This window comes from Verrucomicrobiia bacterium (genome assembly GCA_023953615.1).
In the GTDB taxonomy this organism is placed as follows: domain Bacteria; phylum Verrucomicrobiota; class Verrucomicrobiia; order Limisphaerales; family JADLHS01; genus JADLHS01.
Window position 1 is genome coordinate 226,970 of sequence record JAMLJH010000001.1, and the last position, 20,161, is coordinate 247,130.

Below are 20,161 nucleotides of genomic sequence, written 5' to 3' on the forward strand. Positions count from 1 at the left end.
GCAATTCAGGCGCGCCCGGGGGCCGGCCTTCGGGCCTCGGCGAGTACTTCATGCTCCAGGTAGTCGCGATATTCGCACTTCGGCATTTTGGCGACAAGCCCCTCGAGTTGCGCCAAATCCAAAAAGCCGTTGCGGAAGGCAGCTTCCTCCGGGCAACCAATCTTTACGCCAGTTCGCTTTTCGATGGTTTGCACATACGCGCTGGCCTCATGCAAACTGCTGCTTGTTCCCGCATCCAGCCAGGCGAAGCCGCGCGCCAATAACGCCACCCGCAACTGTTGGCGGCGGAGATAGGAAACATTGACGTCAGTAATCTCCAACTCGCCACGCGCGGACGGCTTTTGACTGCTGACAATTTCCAACACCTGATTATCGTAAATATACAAACCCGGCACCGCGTAGTTGCTCTTGGGTCGCTGCGGTTTTTCCTCGATTGAAAGCGCCTGTCCCTGCGCATCGAATTCCACCACGCCGTAGCGTTCTGGATCGTTCACGTGATAGCCAAAAATGGTGGCCCCGCTCTTAAATTCATTGAACGCGTTGCCAAAGGCTTCACCTCCGTAGAAAATGTTATCACCCAGGATCAACGTGACGTGGTCTTTACCGATGAACGATTCCGCAATCAGAAAAGCCTGCGCAATACCCGCCGGTTTCTCTTGCGCACGATAGTCAATCGTCAGCCCAAAACGCGATCCGTCGCCCAACAACTGTTTGAACCGCGGCAGATCGTGCGGCGTGGAGATCAGGCAGAACTCCCGGATGCCACCCTCGATCAAGGTGGTCAACGGATAATACACCATCGGCTTGTCGTAAACCGGTTGTAGTTGTTTGCTGGCGACGAGGGTTAACGGATAAAGCCGCGAACCGGCTCCGCCAGCCAAGATTATTCCTTTCATCGTTTAATTCAAAAATGCGTCTTAAAATGCCGGGAAACAAAAACCGTGCAAGTCATTTGCTCAACCAATATGTCCTCCATGCGTATCCGTAATACCCCGGCTCTGCAACAAAACCCGGAAGCTCCGTCCCAAATGCTCCGGATGAATCAGCGTTTGCAATTCCCGACTCCACCGCGCGCTCCACGTCGTTGCGAGTCTGTGGTCTTGCATCAATTGCTTCGCGAGGTTTGACAAAAACCTTCCCTGCAAGCCATAAAACTCCGTTACCAATCCCAACCCTTCTCCCTCGCGTTGCAACCGCGAGAAATTAACGTGCGCCGTGAGGTCTTGCGCACCGGGCAACCCGAGCGCGTCTGGGACAGCTCGATGCTGATGGTAAGCTCGAACCGTTCCGTTCGGGCGATGTGGCGATAAAAAATCCTCGGCGTCCAATCCGTAATCCAGAGTCAACAGCCAACCCCGTCGTAAAGCTTGCGCCGCACTTCGCCACCATTGCTCGGCGGCGGAATTCAGTTCCAAGGTATGGTCCGCGGGTAAGGCGCATTGCAACTCGGGTGGAACTTGAAACCATTCGGGCAACGTCACCGTTCCCGACAACCTGGTCCAGTGAAATGCGTTTGCCGACCAGACCACGCCCCATTCAAACCACTGCTGCATCCGCTGATTCCAACCCAGTCGCCGCACCGGAAACGCATCCAGCAACTCGTTGGAAAAAATCACCCCGCGCAAATCCTTGGGAAGCTCGGACGCGTCGCGCACCCAGGTAACCGAGGTGTCGAATCGTTGCAAAGTCTCCGCTTGCCAAGCTCGACGCCGCGCCGACGGCTCGATGATCACGTAGGTCAGCCGCGACATCAGTTCTGGTTGGTGGGCAACCAACCAATTCAAAACATCGCCGGCCAATTTTCCATCGTGCGCGCCGGCTTCCACCAGGCAAACCGGATCGTCAGGCAAACGCTCCAACCAACGCGCGAATTGAAAGGCCAGCAAGGTCCCGAAAAGCGATCCGACGCTGACGCTGGTATAGAAATCTCCCGATCGCCCGACTGTGCCACTTTTCTGCTCGTAATATCCATATTCGGGACAATACAAGGCCAGCTCCATGAATCGGGAGAACGGGATCGCGCCCTGAGCGGCAATTTCCGCCTTAATAATCTCGGTCAATTCGCCCATTTGAGAATGATTCCTGCGGCTGGTGCGGATTTAGCTAAAGGTGACACGAATCGTAAAGATTATATGGCCAAAATTGACGCGTTTTTCAACTTGATGTTCGAACAAAAGGCCTCCGACCTGCATCTCTCGGCGGGCAACAATCCGATGCTGCGCATCAACGGCGAGCTGCATCGCGTGGAACATCCGCCCTTGGATAATGACACGCTCAAGACGATGATTTACGAGATCGCCCCCGACTACAAGATCAAGACGTTTGAAGAATCGGGCGACGTGGATTTCGGTTATGAGATTCCCAACATCTCCCGCTTTCGCGCGAACTTTTTCAATCAAAAAGCCGGAGTTGCCGCCGTTTTTCGACAAATCCCGAGCCGCGTGCTTTCCTTTGAAGACTTTGAGAAATTGGAAGCGCCCCTGCCCCCCGTGCTGAAGAAATTCGCCATGCTGAACAAGGGACTGGTCATCGTCACCGGTCCGACCGGCTCAGGCAAATCCACCACACTCGCGGCAATGCTGGATTACGCGAATAAAAACCGGCGCGACCATATCATCACGATGGAAGACCCGATTGAATTCGTGCATGAGAGCAAAAACTGTCTGATCAACCAACGCGAAGTCGGTCTGCACACGAAAGGTTTCGCTTCGGGATTGCGCGGCGCGTTGCGTGAAGACCCGGATATTATTTTGATCGGTGAGTTGCGCGACCTCGAAACCATCGAACTGGCAATCATGGCAGCGAACACTGGTCACCTGGTCTTCGGTACGTTGCATACCCCTGGAGCGGCAAAAACCGTGGACCGGATTATTGACGTGTTTCCCGCCGATCAGCAGAACAAAATCCGGGCGACCCTTTCCGAATCCCTGAAAGGCATTGTCGCTCAAAACCTGTTCAAGCGGATTGACAAAAAAGGACGCGTCGCGGCCCTTGAGATTCTGGTGTTCAACACGGCCATCGCCAACCTCGTGCGCGAAGCCAAGACGCACCAGATTCCCGGCATGATCCAGGTCGGCAAAAAAGCGGGCAACCAACCGCTCGACGATTCCATCATGGAACACCTGCGGATGAAACGCATTTCGCCGGAAGAGGCGTATGAGAAAAGCCTCGAGAAACGCAAGTTTCGCCCGTTCCTGGCTCATCCACCCGAAGACGAAGAAGCGTAACCTCGCAACCCATTTTTACCGATTATGATGCGGCGCCCGGAATTAGATCACATCCTGAACACCATGCTGGATTCCCAGCCTGAGGTATCCGACTTGATTTTCACCGTAGATCGGCCTCTGCAAGTCGAATCCTTCGGCGAACTCAAGCCGGTCTCGCTGGACCCGCCCATCGAGAAATTGAGCCCCTATCAGACCGAGTCCATCGCTCTGAATCTGATTGGAGAAAACCAATGGCACTTGCAAGACCTGATGCGCAAAGGCTCGTGCGATACCTCGTACCAACTGGCCGAGCGCGCGCGCTTCCGCGTGAACATTTTTTCGCAACGCGGCTGTTACTCCATCGTCTGCCGCAAACTAAACACGCAGATTCCCACTCTGGCCACACTGAAAATGCCGGAAATTCTGCAACAAATTCCCAAGGAAAAAACCGGTCTCGTCCTGGTCACCGGCGCTACCGGGTCCGGAAAATCCACCACGTTGGCGGCCATCCTCAATGAGGTCAACCTCACCAAGGCGGTGCATATTGTGACCTTGGAAGACCCCGTGGAATTTGTGTATCCGAACGTGCGAGCCACCTTTAATCAGCGCGAGCAAGGCACAGATTTCGACAACTTTTCCAACGGTCTGCGCGCGGCCTTGCGGCAGGCGCCCAAGATCATCCTGGTCGGTGAAATGCGCGACCGCGAAACCGTCAGCATCGCGTTGAGCGCGGCGGAAACGGGTCACCTCGTGCTCAGTACACTGCATACGATTGACGCCGGTCAAACCATCAACCGTATCCTCGGTATGTTTGAACCCGAGGAGCAGGATTCCATCCGCGCCCGCCTGGCGGACTCGTTGCGTTGGATTGTTGGCCAACGACTCGTGCCCCGCATCGGCGGCGGCCGCCATGCCCTGTTGGAAATCATGGCTTCGAATCTCCGCGTTCAGGAAACCATTCGCATGGGTGAATCCGAGGGCAAAAGCTTCTACGAAATCATCCAGGCCAGCTACGCCTTCGGTTGGAAGACCTTCGACCACGCGGTATTGGAAGCCTTTGAACAAGGCAAAATCACCGAGGAAACCGCCATGCTTTATTGCACGAAGCGCGGCGTGGTCACGCGCGGCATTGATAACATGCGCAAATCGCGCGGAGAAATCACCAGCAACGTCGGTTCACTTCGCATGAAAGGCATCGTGGACTTCTCCGGCAAATCCGTGGATCGAAAGCCCGCGTTGAAAATAAAATAACTTCATCCCATGAATGACCAATTTGATTTTATCAGCGCCAGTGACAAACCCGCGCTGCTCGCCTTCTCCACTCCGGAATGGTTGGAGGAGGTCAAAGGCGCGTTGCAACAACTGGGCTACAAAGTCCACACCGCCGCCACGCACAGCGATTTTCTCGTACGCTTCTCGCAGGTCCGCTACCAAGTGGTGGTGATTGAGGAACGCTTCGCCGCCAACAACCTGGAGGAAAATCTGACCCTGCAGGCGCTGCAGCGCATGCCCGTGGCGCAACGCCGCCATTCCACCATCATCCTCATCGGCGAATCCTTTCAGACATTCACCCCGATGCAGGCCTTCCAGCAAAGCGTGCATGCGGTGATCAACAGCTCCGAGCTGTTCCTCATCAACCAACTCATCGAGAAATCCGCCACCGACAACCAGATGTTCCTGCACAGCTTCAACGAAGTGCAATCCCGGCTTTATACCACACCGGTAGCGCGTTAACCCCGGCGCCAGAAACGGGACCAGCGATCACAACGCGCGTGGCGGTAAAGCCGTCGGATTTCAGTCCTTTCCTTGGCCATCCGGACCGAGATCAAACGTGGCCAGAATGGGGCGGTGATCTGAACCTTGGCCCCAGTTGGGAATGGTGAGAATGTAAGTTTCCTCCCGGACCCATTCCCTGGCCATGCCGGGACTCAGCAGCAAATAATCCAACCGCGAGTAACTGTCCTCGACGCCATAATAGTGCGTCCAACTGATGTCGCGGGGAAAGTAACGCGGATTGGTCGGGTTCGGAAGATTGTCGCCGTTGCGTTCGGCGGGACGCGTATCCACCAGTTTGTTTTTTCCGATACCAATCACCGTTTTAACGGCCGGCGTGTTGTAGGTATCGTTCAAATCTCCAACCACCACCAAATTGACCTGGGGATCTTGCGCCAAATAGCGATCCACAATCCCCCGGAGCAACTGCGCTTCAGCCTGTCGCAACTCGGCTTGGTCCGCGTTGGGGATCGGACGGCGCGATTTCAAATGTGCCCCCAACAGGATAAACCGGTAGTGATTGTTTACCTGGATTTCCACATCGGTAAAACCGCGACTGACCTGAAAGCGTTTGCCGCTCAGAAGAAAATTGGCGTTCGTATGCGAACGATGCGCAACAATGGGAAAGCGACTCAGCACGCAGATATGAATGTTGGTGTCAAAACCGCGCACGTACTCGTGGTGCGGCAAATCAAGTCCCGCCGATTTAAGGGAGCGCTGGAGTTCGAGTAACGCGCTGAGCTGTCCCATCTCCTCAAAAGCGATGACGTCCGGTCGCATGGCGAGGATGGTTTCGCGAATCTTGGCCTTCGCGGTTTCCGACTTGATGTAGCGTCGCGACTCAGTTGGTTGATCGAGATAATTTTCCAGGTTGTAAGCCGCAATCCGGAATGTCTCGCATCGAGCGGTTATCGTCGTTAACGCCAGCAAGCCGCCGGCCAGCACGAACTTCAGCCATTTCATGCGAGGGGAAATAGTCCGCCCCATCGGTTATGTCAAAGGCAATCAGCCTGAGGCCGCGCGTGCCGGATTTTCATTGCGTTTTTGCAGGATCATGTTGGCCGCGGTAACCAGACCGCCACCAATGAGCAATCGCGCGGTCAAGGTTTCGTTGGGATAATCCAAACCGCTCCAGGCGGAAAACCAACCTGGAAGAAACAAGGCCATGGCGCTGGCCACCACTGGTTCGAGGCAATAAATCAAACCGGCTTCAGTGGCGGTCACGTCCGGCTGCCAGCGGTTCATAAATAAATAGCCGCCCAGCGTGCAGATGATCACCAGCACCGCCAAAAATCCCAGCGCGGTTGGCGAGGCAAAAGCGCGCCAGCAGGCTTCGGCTCCCGGCATCGTCAGCCAAACCCCCGGCACACAAAGCAACGCGAGCGCGAGGAACATGACAACCGAAAAGCGGAGTGTGTCGTTGCGCGCGTAGCGCCGGTGTTCAAGCAGAAGGATTTGCCCGCCAAAGAAGAACGAGCCAATGATCGTTTCAATTTCGCCGCGCCCCAGCTTGAAGGAGTGGAAATCGAGTCCGGATAAAACCGCCAGCCCCGCCAGCACCAAAACGACACTGAGAATGACTTTCACGGGCGGCCAGCGTCGGTGCGTCACGGCGACCCAAAGGGGAATGAACGCCGCGTAAAGCTCCGTCAGAAAAGCCGAGACCGACGCCTCCGTGTGGGACAATCCATCCATTTGGAATATGATCCCGCCACCGCCAAAGATCGCGAGCCAACAGCCCTGCTCCACTTCCAATCGCGTGAGTTTTCGCAGTTGGCGATGGAGCCATACCGCCAGCAACAGTCCGGCCAGCGCGAAACGATACAGCGCAATAATCAGCGCGTAAAACCAGGTGCTGACTTCCGGCACGAGCTGAAGTTGCTCCATGGAAAGCGCCTTGACGACGGGAAAACTGAGTCCCCAAAAAAGCGTCGCCACCAGCAACATGATGATGGCTTGACGATGGCGGCGATTCGCCGTGGCGGTTGGGGACTTGGTCACAAGTAATTTAATCCGCATCCCGCGGCAACGTGGCTACAAATTTCTCCCACAAGCCGCGTTCCACGTAAAGTTCCAGAAAGAAACCGGGCCGCAATTCGTACAGTCCGGTCATGATCCAGCGTTTATTGGATCGGTCGTCGAGCGCCGCCCCCAAACGCGCCGAGCAAAGTACCACCGGCGCGTAAGGATCTTCGGGCAGTTGTTCATACCAGCCCATCTGCGTCAGTTCGCGCAAGGTCCACGGCAACGGCCAATAGCTGTCCGGGGAAATGACCTTCATCGCCATCGCCGGTCCGTCCGGAGAGACGTGCGCGATAGCTTTGATCCGCGCCGTGAGTTCCCGTTCATGCGGCGAAGTTTGCGCGTAAGTGTAAGGATTGCGCCGATCCGCCGTGAACTGGTGTGTCAGCAACCACGCTTGCACGCCCAGATGCAAAGTCGCCGCGCCCAATAAGAGATTCATCAACAGGCGATTGATCATGCCGCGCACCGAAGCGATCAGCACGGCTGCGCCCACTCCGGCCAACAAGATCACGCCCAACCAAAAGTTGAGCGCGCACCATGGCGTTTTGTAACCGATGACCGTATAGATCGCCGTCAACGCGAGGGTGAAGAAACTGAGAAATCGCACCAAGGACGGGACAGCAACACGCGCGCGATTGCCGCCGAAGCCCGCGACCATTCCGATCAGTGCCAACAGGAGCAATGCCGCTTCGGTCCAAGGCGGACTCTTGGTGGGATGAAACCAGAGCAGGCGTTCAAAATAAAACCACCACGGTTGAATGTGCGGCGAAGCGCCACCAGCGCGCTGCAACCACGGCTGGTACGTGCGCAATGAATCCAGCAGTCCGGCGCTGTTGGTGAAAAACGACGTAAAGAAAAGCAGCCAGACGCTCCCGGTCAAAACACCGGCAAGCACCAGATGCGAAGTTGGAATGTTCAACCGCAATGCTTTTGCCGGCAGCACCCCACGGGTCGTGCTGGCAGACTCGACGCGACCAAGTCGCCATCGGTTCCAAAACGCCGCGGCAACCACACTGAAACCCATTGCCGCCACCGTCAGCACAAAGGTCTCCTTGGTGGCGATCATTAGTCCCAAACTCGCCCCCGTCAGAGCCGCCCAAATCGGTCGGGGCGTTCGCCAATAGCGCCAGCCGGCGGCCAGGGTTGCGAGCGTGAAAAACACCAGCAGCATTTCGTGGATGAAGTAGCGACTATAAAAAACAAACGCCGGCGAAACCGCCAGGAACCAGGCGGACCACGCCGTCGCCACGTCTCCCAGACCATCCCGAAGCAGCAACACCAGCAGCAGCAGCGCCACCCCAAAGCCAACCGCGACCAGACGCAGTTGTGCGTCGGTAAAATTCGTTTTGGCGATGGCGGCAGCGTGAGCTTCCCGGAACTCGCCAGTCGTGGGGTCTTGCGGCGGCGTGGCGAAGTCAGCGTTGGAGTTGGCGACGCCGCTCAGCGCGATGAAGGGCAGCGAAAAATAGTAGAGCGACGGGCCGTGGAATTCGTGGGGGTCGTATTGATACTCGCCCAGCTCATACAACACCGCGAGCTTAGTGGCGTTGATCGCCTCATCGTTGTGCAACGGGCGGTTGCCCAGATCGGAAGTACGCAAAATGAGCGCGCCAGCCACTGCCAACAGTAAAGCCAGAGCGCTCCATTGCTTCATTGATTCGGCACGGCGTAAACTTCAATTTCCTGCCAGCAATTCAACGGACTGATATGGCTGCCGCGCGTGTAACCCCGCACGTAACGGGCTTCGATGCCTTTCGCGTCCACCACCTTGCCGTAATGACGTTCAAAGTATTCCCGATCCGCGCCGACGCCCTGCCCTGACGAATTATCCGTGTCGTTGTTGAACAGTGTGGTCACTCCCGTCTTGAATTCGGGGTCGTTGGAAACTTGCAAAATCACGTCATGCTCCACCTGGATGTAACGATGATCGTGCCACATGGCGATCGCTTCGATCTTGTAAGGTTTGCCGAGGTCCACCTGCACCCATTGCGTGCCTTTGCGCATCTCCACCGTGTCATAATCAAACGCCTCCTTTTTGCCGTCGGTGATCTGGCTCAATTCGCCCGTGAACGGACGGACGCTGCTCGTGACCTCTTTGCCGAACGCCACGTTCTCCGTACCTTTCACCACCTGCAGCGGTGCGGGTGGCTGGTCGGAGTTGGGTTCGATATTGCCGCCGGTCGGCAATTCATCCGGCGTGCCTTTCAAGGTCGGCGCGGGGAACTTCAGTTTGAGCGCTTCCTTGTCCTGCGCCACGGAGGTTGTGGTTAACGCCAAGGCCAGCAACCCGGCGCCACAAACACCAACAAAAAATTTTCCACCCTTCATCTTCATATTTCAAATTTCGGTTGAGACTACCAAACCCCGCGTGGGGTTCAAAACTAATTTACCGACTACTCGGAAACGGGATTTATTCAACCGCCGCTCCCCAGTGCCACCACCGCCTCATGGAGTTGTCGGGCCAAAATTTTGCGATCCGTTGCCGGATTGGTGATGGGGGCAAACCGCACTTCGGCCTGAATGTGCCGCTTCGTCATCAAGTTCAAAAGATGCGGCAGAAAACTGGTTTCGCCCCAAAAGCAAACTTCCGCGCTGGCATCGCCATCAGACAAAACATAACGAAGATACCCAATCCAAAGCGGCCGTTGCAGCGCTACGATCGGCTCCAGTAATGAAGATTTGAATGGCAACACTTCCCGACCGTTCCAGCTCGTGCCTTCGGGAAAAAGCACCACCACGCTCCCGCTGGCGAGAACGGATTCGAGCCGCTCGTTCACCCGGCGCACATCGCCGCGACGGGTACGATCCACAAACAACGTGCCTCCCAGACGCGCGCACCAGCCGAACACGGGCCAGTGCCGCACCTCCGCTTTGGAGATGAACACTGCGGGCGTCAACGCGCTCAACACCAGGACGTCCACGTAGCTGAGGTGATTGCAGATCAACAAACCGGTGGCGGGCGGCGTTCCGACAACCGTGGTCTGCACGGCGAAAACCCGCAAGCTGCGGCGACAACACCACTGCAACCAACGCGAGCGCTCCGCCAGGGTCAGCCGTCCACCAGCGCCAAGCCAGCGACAAAAATAAACCAGAAAGAATAGCGTCAACTCGGCGGCAAACCATGTCGCCCGCAACCCGAACCGCAGTTTGAGCTTCATGCCATCCTCAAGAAGCAAAGTCTCGCGTCAGCGCCGCAAACAACGCTTCGCGCGTGGCCCAAGCCATCCACTCATTCGCACCGGTCACCAAACCAAACCCGGCGCCGTATCCCGGACCGTTCACCACACAGGCGTCGGTGCGACACTCGCGCAGTTGCGCCTCGGCCGCGCGCCGAACCCGGTCGCGATCCCCCTCCACCTCATATTTCCAACCCACCAGTTTGGCCTCGGGAAACCACGCGCGCAGCCGTTGGATAATTTTCGGCGTCGGCACCAACTCGGCGAGCAGCGCGCCATCCCGAGTGGCGATTTTACCAGACTTGATTTCCTCCAATGCTCCCGCCGCCGGGCGCGACCAAATTTTTCCGAAAGCAAAATCACTCACCGCTGCCGCATGAAAAACGGCGCCGAGGTTTCCGCCCGAAAACGCGGCTAATTTCTGCTCCAGATCGTGCGTCGTCGAAAAAGTGATGACTTCCCGGGCCTGCCGCTCGCCCTGGTAGGACGCCGACTCCGACAACAACAAGACCACGTCATGTCCGCGATTGGTGAGAAAATTGGCCAGCTCAATCCCGAGGTGTCCCGTGGAAAAATTAGTCAGCCGACGGACTTGATCCAGCGGTTCATACGTCGGCCCGGCGGTGACGAGGCATTTCATCGGAGCAAAGCATGCCAGCCATGCCTTGATGCGGCAATCCCAGCGATTGCGCCAGTTTCCACGCAGTTCATTTCTGAACGCGATTTCGCTCGACGGCAATTTTTCCTGCGCGCAAAATCCAGTCCATGAAGCATGGACCGCAAACCGTGCAGGCTGAATCTCAATCGCCCCTGTTTCGCATCACGCCATGATGGCCTTGAAACGACAACTCATCCTTCTCGGATCACTGACTTGCTGCATTTTCGGCGGTTGTGCTCACCACGGAGAAGAGACCTTCAGCTTTACCTGTGGTCCGCTCACTTTCGGGGATGTGACCTACTACCCAGTTCATTCTGGAACGATTCATCAACAAGTAGTTGATTACACAACGAATCCCCCGCCGGCGGGCGTCACTCCCTATGTCACCATCATTACCACCAATGCGGGTTGGATCGTCAATTGCGTGGATGGTCCTGCGTTTGCCTCAACGAACACCACCGCCAAATCCGACGGAGAAATTCATCAGCCCCGCAACCGTGCTGAATGAAGTCAGTTCTATTTCAAATCGTGGGGACAGAAAATGGTTGTGTTGCCGGCGGGCGGGAGCCAGGCACAAACCGGTGTGGAAACCCCAAGTTCGTTCCATCCCGCCGCTTCATTTTCAGTATCTCGGTTGGATCCACGAGCGACGGCATCCCGATTTTCTCAGAAAATAGAATGACGCTTCATAACCTCATCCGAACATCCGCATGAATAATTGTTTTCCGCCGCAGTCAATTTTCAAGATGCAGAACATCAATTCACTTCGCTGGCAACCGGTCTTCTCCATTTCGCTCCTGGCGCTCTGTGCCGGGTTATGCGGCTGCGCGCAAACGACTCCACCGGTTAAACCGATCACTTTCCGCGTGATGACCTATAACATCCACCACGGCGAAGGCTTGGATGAAAAGGTGGATACGGCGCGCATCGCGGAATTGATCAAACAACAGGGCGCGGACCTCGTGGCGTTGCAGGAAGTGGACAAGGGCGTGCGCCGCACGGCGGGTCGGGATTTGACTGCCGAGCTGGCCGCGCACACCGGTCTGACCGGTGTGTTCAGCAACAATTTTTATTTCCAAGGCGGCGAATACGGCAACGCGGTGTTGAGCCGTTTCCCCATCAAACGCTGGACCAATCATCACTATCAAATGCTCCACCCCGGCGAACAGCGCGGCCTGCTGGAACTCGAACTGGACATCCACGGGCGCAAAGTGGTGTTCATGTGTACGCACATTGATTATCGCTCCGACGATAGCGAACGCTGGCAAAACGTAAGCGAGATCGAAACGTGGACCGAGAAACAATCCGACGCGCCCACCATCCTGTGTGGCGATTTCAACAGTCTGCCCGAAGGCCGGGTTTACGAGCGATTGACCAAAACGTTCCACGACACCTGGGCCACCATCGGCACTGGCGACGGTTTCAGTTTTCCATCCCGAAAACCTAACCGACGCATTGACTACATCTGGTTCACGCAACCGCAGAAGGTGCAGCCACTCAAAATCTGGCTGCCACAATCAGAGGCGTCCGATCACCTGCCGCTCGTGACGGAATTTCAATTGCGCTGAGCATCGGAGCGCGACCATGCGTCGCGCGACAGCATCTTGGCGCCACTGGCGCGACGGAAGAAAAGCGGTGGCGGGCTGCCGCAGTTCAAGACCTGCCGAATTTTCGCACCACAGGTAAGAACGCTATCTGACCTATTCCGGCAGCGCGCGAATTCACCCGAATACGGCAGTGCCAAGTCGCCGCTCGGCCCATTCGAGAAATACGCGGGCAACCCCATCGTCCATCGCGGCGGTAACGCGCTCGGCTCGGGACGTCAGTACGCCTGCCGATCTCTGCCAACCGGTCCCGACGGCAAAACTTTTGAGTTCCCAAGGATGGCAAGGCGCGAGGCGATGGCGAGGCGATGGTTTTTGACTTTGGCGCTGCGGTCGTGAATCTTTGCCCGGTTGTAAAATGAATGTAAAACTTTGGAGCGGAATCCTCGTCCTCGCTGGCGGCGTTATCTCGGCCTCAGCCTCCCTGGCAACTTATGACGCGCTGATTACCAGCGATGCGGCGGGTGGTTTGACTCCCATTGCGCGGCTGACTTCCGCGTTGACCTTCGATGGCACGGATCGCGCCGCTTGCGATTTTGGCGTCAGTTCAGGCAGCGTGACGATGGAATTTATTCTGGAAGGGGATCCCGGTCCGACCACTTCAGCGTACCTGGCGGTTGGCGCCAATGGCGCCAGTAATCTTCGTTACGAACTCTATAACAACACCGGGCAGCTCGGGTTTACGCAACTTGGCGTGGCCGATTACAGCTTCAATCCGGGCGTGCCTTGTCCCACCGTCCCCACGCACATCGCTTACGTTTGGAATGCCGGCGGCCGCACGATGAGTCTCTACCGCAATGGCACGCTGGCGGGCACTTGCGTCAATGTGGACGCCGGATTCCAGATGCCGTCCGGGGCAGGCTGGCTGGGCGCGAACGTGGGCAACACCGAGAACATGGTGGGCACGGTGCATCGCCTCACCGTTTACCAGGGATTGGTTTCCGAGGAGGTCATCAAAAACCACGCCGATCAGTTCAACGACATCGTGCATCCGCCGGTCATCGTCAACTTCACCGCCACGCCTGAAGTGATCTACACGCCCAATTCCACCACGTTGGAGTGGGACGTGCAAAATGCGGATGCGTTGCGGCTTAACGGCGCGGACGTCTCGGGGCTGCCGGGAATCATACTCGCGCCCACGGTCACGACGACTTACGTGTTGACGGCGACGAACAACGGCGGGGCGGTATCGAAGCAACTGACCGTTCGGGTCAATCCGGCTCCGGTGATTAAAACTTTTTCCGCCACTCCCAGTTACCTGAACAGCGGTCAAACCGCCACGCTCGCCTGGAGCGTGGACTTCGCCCAATCCCTGACCATTATTCCCAGCCTTGGCGACGTGACGGCGCGGACCGTCAACGGAATCGGCAGCACCAACATCCAACCTCCAGCAACAACCACCTACACGCTGGTGGCGGGCAACGGATTCGGTTCGACCAATGCGCAGGTGCGGGTGCATCTGGTGCAGCCCGCCAATCATCTGGTCATTTCCGAATTGATGGCCAATGACAAAACCATTCTGGCGGATGAAGATGGAGAACACTCGGGTTGGATTGAAATTTACAATCCGACGGCGACGGCGGTGAATCTGGCGGGTTATTTTCTCACCGACGCCAAGAACGATCCAACGCAATGGGCTTTCCCGGCCACCAACCTGCCGGCGCAAGCCTATCTCGTCGTGTTCGCTTCCGGTAAAGACCGTTCGATGCCGGGTGCGACGTTGCACACGAATTTTCGTCTGAAAAATGCGGGCGAATACCTCGCGTTGGTGGGTCCCGGGCCAATCGTATTGCACGCTTTTGATCCCGCCTTCCCGCCGCAGCGCACTGACATTTCCTATGGACTGCTCGGAGCGGACCCCGCGCTCGTTCAGTATTTCGGTGTGCCCACGCCGGGTCAGGTCAACGACGCCACACGGCCGCCGCCTGACGCGCCACAATTTACTCAGGCGGGCGGCACCTTTACGCAGCCGTTTCAACTTGGTCTAAGCGCCAGCGAGCCGGGCGCTGAAATTCGTTACACCTTGGATGGTTCCGTGCCCACAGCGACCAACGGCATGCTCTATACCAGCCCCATCCTGATCACCACCACCACTCGCGTTCGCGCCGTCACCATTGAAGAAGACCGGGTGAGTCGCATCAGTGGCACGAGCTTCATCAAACTCGCGCCGGAGTTGGTCGGCTATACCTCGCCGTTGCCGATCATGGTCATTGAAAATTTCGGCGCGGGTGTCATTCCTCAAAAAGGTTGGACTTCCAGCGGCGCCGGCATCAAACAAGTGCATCGTCAATCTGCAACCTGGGCCACGTTCGAGCGCAGCGGTGGCGAAAGTTCGCTGACCAACCCGCCGCAAATGTTCACGCGCATCGGCATCCGGGGTCGCGGCGCGTACTCGTCGCAGTGGCAACAGAAACCGTATAGCGTCGAGGCTCAGGACGAGGAAGGTGAGGAGGCGGATGTTTCCCCGCTCGGCCTGCCCGCGCATGCGGATTGGGTGCTGTACTATCCTGATCCGGATCAGTCCCGCGATCCGGCATTGCTGTTCAACACCTTCGCCTACGAGCTGAGTCAGCACATGGGGAACTACGCGGTGCGCTTTCGCTGGGTGGAAGCTTTCGTCAACGATGACGGCGGGGAACTTACGCTGGCCGATCGGCGCGGGGTTTACGCCATTATTGAGCGGGTTTCCCGCGGCCAGGATCGGCTGAATTTCCAGAAGCTCTCCGCCGATGGCTCGACCGGCGGTTGGTTGCTCAACATTAATCGCATGGACCCCGAGCCGGAGGATGGTTGGCCGGCGGCCAATGGCGCGACTCAACCGCAGTTCTTTCATACGGCGGGACCGAATCGCATCGTGGAAACCGCCCCGAATACTTCCTACGGCACGGTGCCCGGCGACGATCAACCGCAGCAATGGAACGCCTACTTTAACTTTGATAATCCGAAGGGCTATTCGATCAATCCCGCTCAACGCGCCGCCATCGAAGCCTGGCTCAAACAGTTCGAGGATGTGCTCTATGACGATGCGCTCTGGCTCAATCCAACAAACGGATATCGCCGCTACATCGTCGAGCGGGACTTCATTGATTACTTCATCATGAACGTGCTGACCCGCAACGGGGACGGCCTGCTCATCAGCATGTTTCCGTGGAAGGGCGACGACGATAAACTGCGGATGGGGCCGAGTTGGGATTACAACTGGAGCGCGTACTACATCTCCGGGGGGCCAACGGGTTCGCTGATGCACCGTTCGGATCGGCTCTGGTATCCGCGTTTGTTTGCGGATCCAGATTTTCTGCAGGCTTACATTGATCGGTGGTGGGAGCTGCGGCGCGGCCCGCTGAGCAATGCCGCCATGACCGCCATCATTGACGGGCAGGCGGCGGAAATTACTCCGGCGGAGTCACTGTTGAACGGCATGCCCAGCGTTGGCGAATGGGACAATCGTTTGAACCAACTTAAAAACTGGCTCACGCAACGGGCCGATTGGATGGATGGAAATTACCTGCGCCCACCGACGTTCAACCAGGATGGCGGCGCGGTTCCGGACGGGTTCAACGTCACGCTGACCGGCACCGGCGGCACGATCTATTACACCACGGACGGTTCCGATCCGCGGGCCAGCGGCGGCGGTCTGTCTGCGGCGGCGCACGTTTATTCCGCTCCCCTCGTGCTCCACGCAACGACGCAGGTGCAGGCGCGAATCAAGAACGGCGGCGATTGGAGCGGATTGACCTCGGCTTTCTTTTATACGCCACAGAACCTGACGACGCTGGTCGTTACCGAAATCATGTATAACCCCGCGCCGTTCGGTTCGTGGACCAGTGACGATTTGGAATTCATTGAGCTTAAAAACACCGGCACTGAAACGCTCAACCTTGCCGGCGTGTCGTTCACGGCGGGAATCACCTTCACTTTTCCGGGCGGCAGTCTGTTGGCTCCGGGTGGGTTTGCGGTGCTTTCACCGAATGCGGCGGCGTTCCAGGCGCGTTATCCCGGTGTCGCTCTCGGAGGCGTTTACACCGGCAAACTCGCCAATGGCGGCGAGACGCTCCGGGTTTCCAGTGGCACCACGACGCTGTTTGATTTCGATTACAGCGATCGCGCGCCCTGGCCCCTCTTGGCGGATGGCTATGGTTTCTCCGCGGTGCCGCGCGATCCGGTGGCGCGTCCCAACTCCGGCAACGGCGCCAATTGGCGCACCAGTGCCGCGCCGGGCGGTTCACCTGGAGCGGATGATCCGGCCCCCGCCTGGCCCGACGTGGTCATCAATGAAATTCTGACTCACACGGATCTGCCAGAAGTGGATTCCATCGAGCTGTTCAATCCTTCCACTCAGCCGGTCAACGTGGGGGGCTGGTTTCTCAGCGATGACGGCGCCGCGCCCAAAAAATTCCGTATCCCCGATAACACCATTATCCCCGCGAACGGTTATCTGGTCTTTACCGAAGCGGACTTCAATCCCACGCCGCCGACCGCCTTTAACTTCTCGCTCAGTTCGCACGGGGAAGACCTTTATCTCACAGCGGCTGATGCGGCGGGCAACTTCACCGGTTACGGACCCGGCCTTAATTTTGGCGCCGCCGCCAATGGCGTCAGCTTCGGGCGTTATGTGAATAGCACCGGGGAGGAGCAATTTCCGGCGCAAATCACCACGACCTTGGGCGGCCCGAATTCTGGACCGCGCGTCGGCCCTGTGGTTTTTACCGAGATCATGTATCATCCCGCGCCGGGAGGTGAGGAATTCATTGAATTGCAAAACATCAGCACCACCGCCCAGCCGCTGTTCGACGTCGAAAATCCAACCAACACCTGGAAGTTGAAAGGATTGGCGTTTGATTTTCCCACGAATGTCGTGCTGCCGCCCGGTGGACTTGCGCTGATCGTCAATACGGACCCCGTTGCGTTTCGCGCCAAGTATTCCGTCCCGGTAAGCGTGCCAGTGCTGGGGCCGGTCAGCGGCCAGCTTCAAGACGGTGGCGAGCGATTACAACTGCAACGGCCCGATCGGCCCGATGACAGCGGCGTGCCCTACCTCACCGTCGAGGAGGTTCGCTACGACGACGAATTTCCGTGGCCTGCCGCCGCCAATGGCAGCGGCGCCTCGTTGCAACGAATCTTGCCAACCGCGTACGGTAATGATCCGATCAACTGGACTTCCGGTTCGCCCACGCCGGGCCAGTATCTCCTTACCGGCAAACCGCCCGTCATCATCCAAAAACCGCTCAGCCAGTCGGTTGTGCCCGGGGCAACGGTTACTTTGAGTGTGGCGATCACCAATACCGCCACTTTGCCGATTCACTATTCCTGGCAGCGTAACCAAGCGCCCGTGCCCGACGGTTCCGCCTGGTTGCAGAGCCACATCGCCTTCCTCACCATTCCCAACGCGCAACCGCCGTTCACCAACTACACCGTCTGGGTGACCAACACGGCCGGCGTGGCTCAGACCGTGGAGTCCCCGGCGATTCTTACCTTCCTGGCTGACGCGGACGGCGACGGGCTGCCGGACGTTTGGGAAAGCGCGCATGGGCTCGCGCCCAACAACGCGGCGGATGCGCAACTGGATCTGGATGGCGATGGCTTGTCGAACTGGCAGGAATATCTTGCCGGCACGGATCCCGCCGATCCCAACAGTTACCTAAAAATTGATTCCATCACCGCGGATGCGGTGGCGACATTGACCTTCCACGCTCGCGCCGATAAAACTTACACCATTGAATTTACCGACGCGCTTCCGGCGGCAAGCTGGACGCGCCTGACGGATCTCGTGGCCCAGCCCGTGGATCGAGACGAAACGGTGATTGATTTCGATTACCACACCAACCGGTTTTATCGGCTGGTGACTCCACGCCGTCCGTGAGTACAGCACAGATTGGCGATTCAATCACGGCAACGCAAATCGCAACAGCAGCGCAACAGCAAGATGATGAAAGTTTTATTTGAACCGGTAGGTTGGGTCGCCGCGGCCACCCTGATCTGTATTTCCATCGCCCCCGCCGCCGAGCCGGTTTGGAACGTGCGCAATCTCCCGCTCGAACGGGTTTCGGTGGTGGCGCATCGCGGCGCGGGTTTCCTCGCGCCGGAGAACACCATGGAAGCGTTGGAGCTTTCCTGGAGCATGGGCTGCATCCCCGAGCTGGACGTGCGCACCACCAAGGACGGTCACGTGATGATGTTTCACGATGGTAATTTCGCGCGCATTCTCCCGAACGCTCCCGAGGCGATGAAGAAAAAGCGACTCGAAGACCTGACTTACGCCGAGGCGAAGGAACTGGATATCGGCGCGTTTCGCGGTGCGCAGTTCGCCGGGCAACGAATTGTCAGCCTTGCGGAGATCGTGGCCGCGTTGAAAAAAGATCGCAAACGATCCGCCTATCTCGACGTGAAGAACGTGGACTTTGCGCAGATGGCCCGCGAAACGGCCGAGGTGCAGGATCAGGTGATTCTGGCCACTGGTTCGGAGGCGGATTGCGCGCGCTGGAAAGCGGTGGCCCCGCGCAGTGATGCGTTCTTGTGGGTCGGGACCTGGGGCAATACCAATGATGCGCCCGTGGAACAACGCTTCGCCAAACTTCGCGCCAGCGGTTTTACCAACATCAACCGTTTGCAGGTGCATTGTCATTTCAACACCAATACCGGCGCGATGGTGCCGAGTGATGATTTTATTCGCCGCGCGGCCGTTGAAGTGCGTCAGCACGGCATTGAATTTCAAACCATGCCGTGGAACGTGCCCGAGTTGCCGGAAGCCTATTTTCGCCTGCTCGATCTGGGCACGGCCGGATTCGGCACGGACCGACCCGATGTCGCGCAGGCGGCGCTGCGGGAATACTACCGTCGGGGAGTGACCAACTGGAACGTGCGGGATCACCTTCCGTTGCGTGAGTTCACCATGCAGGCGCATCGCGGCGCGGGCGACCTGGCGCCGGAAGGCTCGCGGGAGGCGTTCGAGTTGGGCTGGAAATTGGGCTGCGTGCCGGAAGCGGATTTACGTCGCACGAAAGACGGCGTAATCGTTTCGTTTCACGATAACAACTTCGCGCGCATTCTCCCGGACGCGCCCGAGGACTTGAAAAAGAAGGGAGTCGCCGATCTCACTTACGCCGAAGTGGAAAAGCTGGACGTGGGCCGCTTTCGCCACGAACAGTTTGCCGGGCAACGCATGATCAGTCTGACCGAGATGGTCCGGATCTTGAAAGCGCATCCGGAGCGCTCACTGTACATTGACATCAAGCAGGTGGATTTTCATCAACTCGCCGCCGAAACCATCGCGGTGCATCCGCAGTTGATTCTAGCCAGCACGAAATATGAGGAAATCAAACTGTGGCGTCAGGTCGCGCCGCGTTCGCGCACGCTGCATTGGATGGGCGGTCCGCGCAGTTGGGTGAGTGGTTCGCCGGACGATCCCCAGGGGCCGCAGGCAAAATTGGCGCAACGTATCGCCGCGTTGCGGGCGGAAAACTTCGCCAGCATTGACCAATTGCAGATTCACGTGAACACCGCTCCGGACGGCACGTTTTATCCGAGCGAAACCTTCCTGCGCGCAGTGGGCGATGAACTGCGCGCACACGGCGTGTTGTTTCAAACACTACCGTGGGGCCAGCGCGAGGCAAAGGTTTTCCAGCGCCTGATGGATTTGGGCGTGGCGAGCTTTGCGACCGATTATCCGGACGTGGGCATGGAAGCCGTGCGCCAGTACTACGATGCGCAGTAATCCACCGC

The 20,161-nt window shown here is 57.7% G+C and carries 15 protein-coding genes; 7 read left to right on the plus strand and 8 right to left on the minus strand.

All coding sequences use genetic code 11. The features are described from left to right. Positions 1 to 5: 5 nt before the first annotated feature. Positions 6 to 896: a glucose-1-phosphate thymidylyltransferase RfbA gene (gene rfbA / locus M9920_00930; GenBank protein ID MCO5050854.1), complete on the minus strand. Its 891-nt coding sequence runs from the start codon at positions 894 to 896 to the stop codon at positions 6 to 8. A 60-nt stretch (positions 897 to 956) separates the two neighbouring features. Then, the gene (locus tag M9920_00935; GenBank protein ID MCO5050855.1) at positions 957 to 2,060 is read right to left on the minus strand and encodes an SAM-dependent methyltransferase; all 1,104 of its coding nucleotides are present in this window, start codon (positions 2,058 to 2,060) and stop codon (positions 957 to 959) included. A 72-nt stretch (positions 2,061 to 2,132) separates the two neighbouring features. On the opposite strand from M9920_00935, the gene M9920_00940 reads away from it, so the two are divergent. The 3 genes from M9920_00940 to M9920_00950 are packed head-to-tail and all read left to right on the plus strand — an operon-like array spanning position 2,133 to position 4,940. Then, positions 2,133 to 3,227, plus strand: coding sequence for a type IV pilus twitching motility protein PilT (locus M9920_00940; GenBank protein ID MCO5050856.1), 1,095 nt, complete (start codon positions 2,133 to 2,135; stop codon positions 3,225 to 3,227). 27 nt (positions 3,228 to 3,254) lie between these two features. Next, complete coding sequence (locus M9920_00945) at positions 3,255 to 4,457, plus strand: PilT/PilU family type 4a pilus ATPase (protein ID MCO5050857.1); 1,203 nt, start codon at positions 3,255 to 3,257, stop codon at positions 4,455 to 4,457. 9 nt (positions 4,458 to 4,466) lie between these two features. Next, positions 4,467 to 4,940 carry a hypothetical protein gene (locus M9920_00950; GenBank protein ID MCO5050858.1) on the plus strand — a complete coding sequence of 158 codons (474 nt, stop codon included), beginning with the start codon at positions 4,467 to 4,469 and terminating at the stop codon, positions 4,938 to 4,940. Between the two features lie 60 nt (positions 4,941 to 5,000). On the opposite strand, the gene M9920_00955 is transcribed toward M9920_00950, so the two are convergent. From M9920_00955 to M9920_00980, 6 genes are all read right to left on the minus strand, one after another. Further along, on the minus strand, positions 5,001 to 5,942 hold the full coding sequence (locus M9920_00955; protein MCO5050859.1) for an endonuclease/exonuclease/phosphatase family protein: 942 nt from the start codon (positions 5,940 to 5,942) through the stop codon (positions 5,001 to 5,003). Between the two features lie 42 nt (positions 5,943 to 5,984). After that, positions 5,985 to 6,980 (minus strand): DMT family transporter, encoded by a 996-nt coding sequence (locus tag M9920_00960; protein ID MCO5050860.1) that lies wholly within the window; start codon positions 6,978 to 6,980, stop codon positions 5,985 to 5,987. Positions 6,981 to 6,987: 7 nt separating this feature from the next. Next, positions 6,988 to 8,658, minus strand: coding sequence for a TIGR03663 family protein (locus M9920_00965; protein MCO5050861.1), 1,671 nt, complete (start codon positions 8,656 to 8,658; stop codon positions 6,988 to 6,990). After that, positions 8,655 to 9,338 carry a discoidin domain-containing protein gene (locus M9920_00970; GenBank protein MCO5050862.1) on the minus strand — a complete coding sequence of 228 codons (684 nt, stop codon included), beginning with the start codon at positions 9,336 to 9,338 and terminating at the stop codon, positions 8,655 to 8,657. The genes M9920_00965 and M9920_00970 overlap by 4 nt, the downstream gene beginning before the upstream one ends. Positions 9,339 to 9,418: 80 nt before the next feature. Continuing rightward, positions 9,419 to 10,162 (minus strand): 1-acyl-sn-glycerol-3-phosphate acyltransferase, encoded by a 744-nt coding sequence (locus M9920_00975; protein MCO5050863.1) that lies wholly within the window; start codon positions 10,160 to 10,162, stop codon positions 9,419 to 9,421. Positions 10,163 to 10,169: 7 nt separating this feature from the next. Further along, positions 10,170 to 10,820 carry a phosphopantothenoylcysteine decarboxylase gene (locus tag M9920_00980; GenBank protein MCO5050864.1) on the minus strand — a complete coding sequence of 217 codons (651 nt, stop codon included), beginning with the start codon at positions 10,818 to 10,820 and terminating at the stop codon, positions 10,170 to 10,172. Between the two features lie 187 nt (positions 10,821 to 11,007). Between M9920_00980 and M9920_00985 the strand changes: the two genes are divergently transcribed. From M9920_00985 to M9920_01000, 4 genes are all read left to right on the plus strand, one after another. Beyond that, a complete protein-coding gene (locus M9920_00985; protein ID MCO5050865.1) occupies positions 11,008 to 11,346 on the plus strand; it encodes a hypothetical protein in 339 nt (112 codons plus the stop codon). A 202-nt stretch (positions 11,347 to 11,548) separates the two neighbouring features. Beyond that, entirely contained in the window at positions 11,549 to 12,406 is an 858-nt protein-coding gene (locus M9920_00990) for an endonuclease/exonuclease/phosphatase family protein (protein ID MCO5050866.1), read from the plus strand. Between the two features lie 394 nt (positions 12,407 to 12,800). Further along, positions 12,801 to 18,302, plus strand: coding sequence for a lamin tail domain-containing protein (locus tag M9920_00995; GenBank protein ID MCO5050867.1), 5,502 nt, complete (start codon positions 12,801 to 12,803; stop codon positions 18,300 to 18,302). A gap of 66 nt (positions 18,303 to 18,368) precedes the next feature. Further along, on the plus strand, positions 18,369 to 20,153 hold the full coding sequence (locus M9920_01000; protein MCO5050868.1) for a hypothetical protein: 1,785 nt from the start codon (positions 18,369 to 18,371) through the stop codon (positions 20,151 to 20,153). Positions 20,154 to 20,161 lie beyond the last annotated feature (8 nt).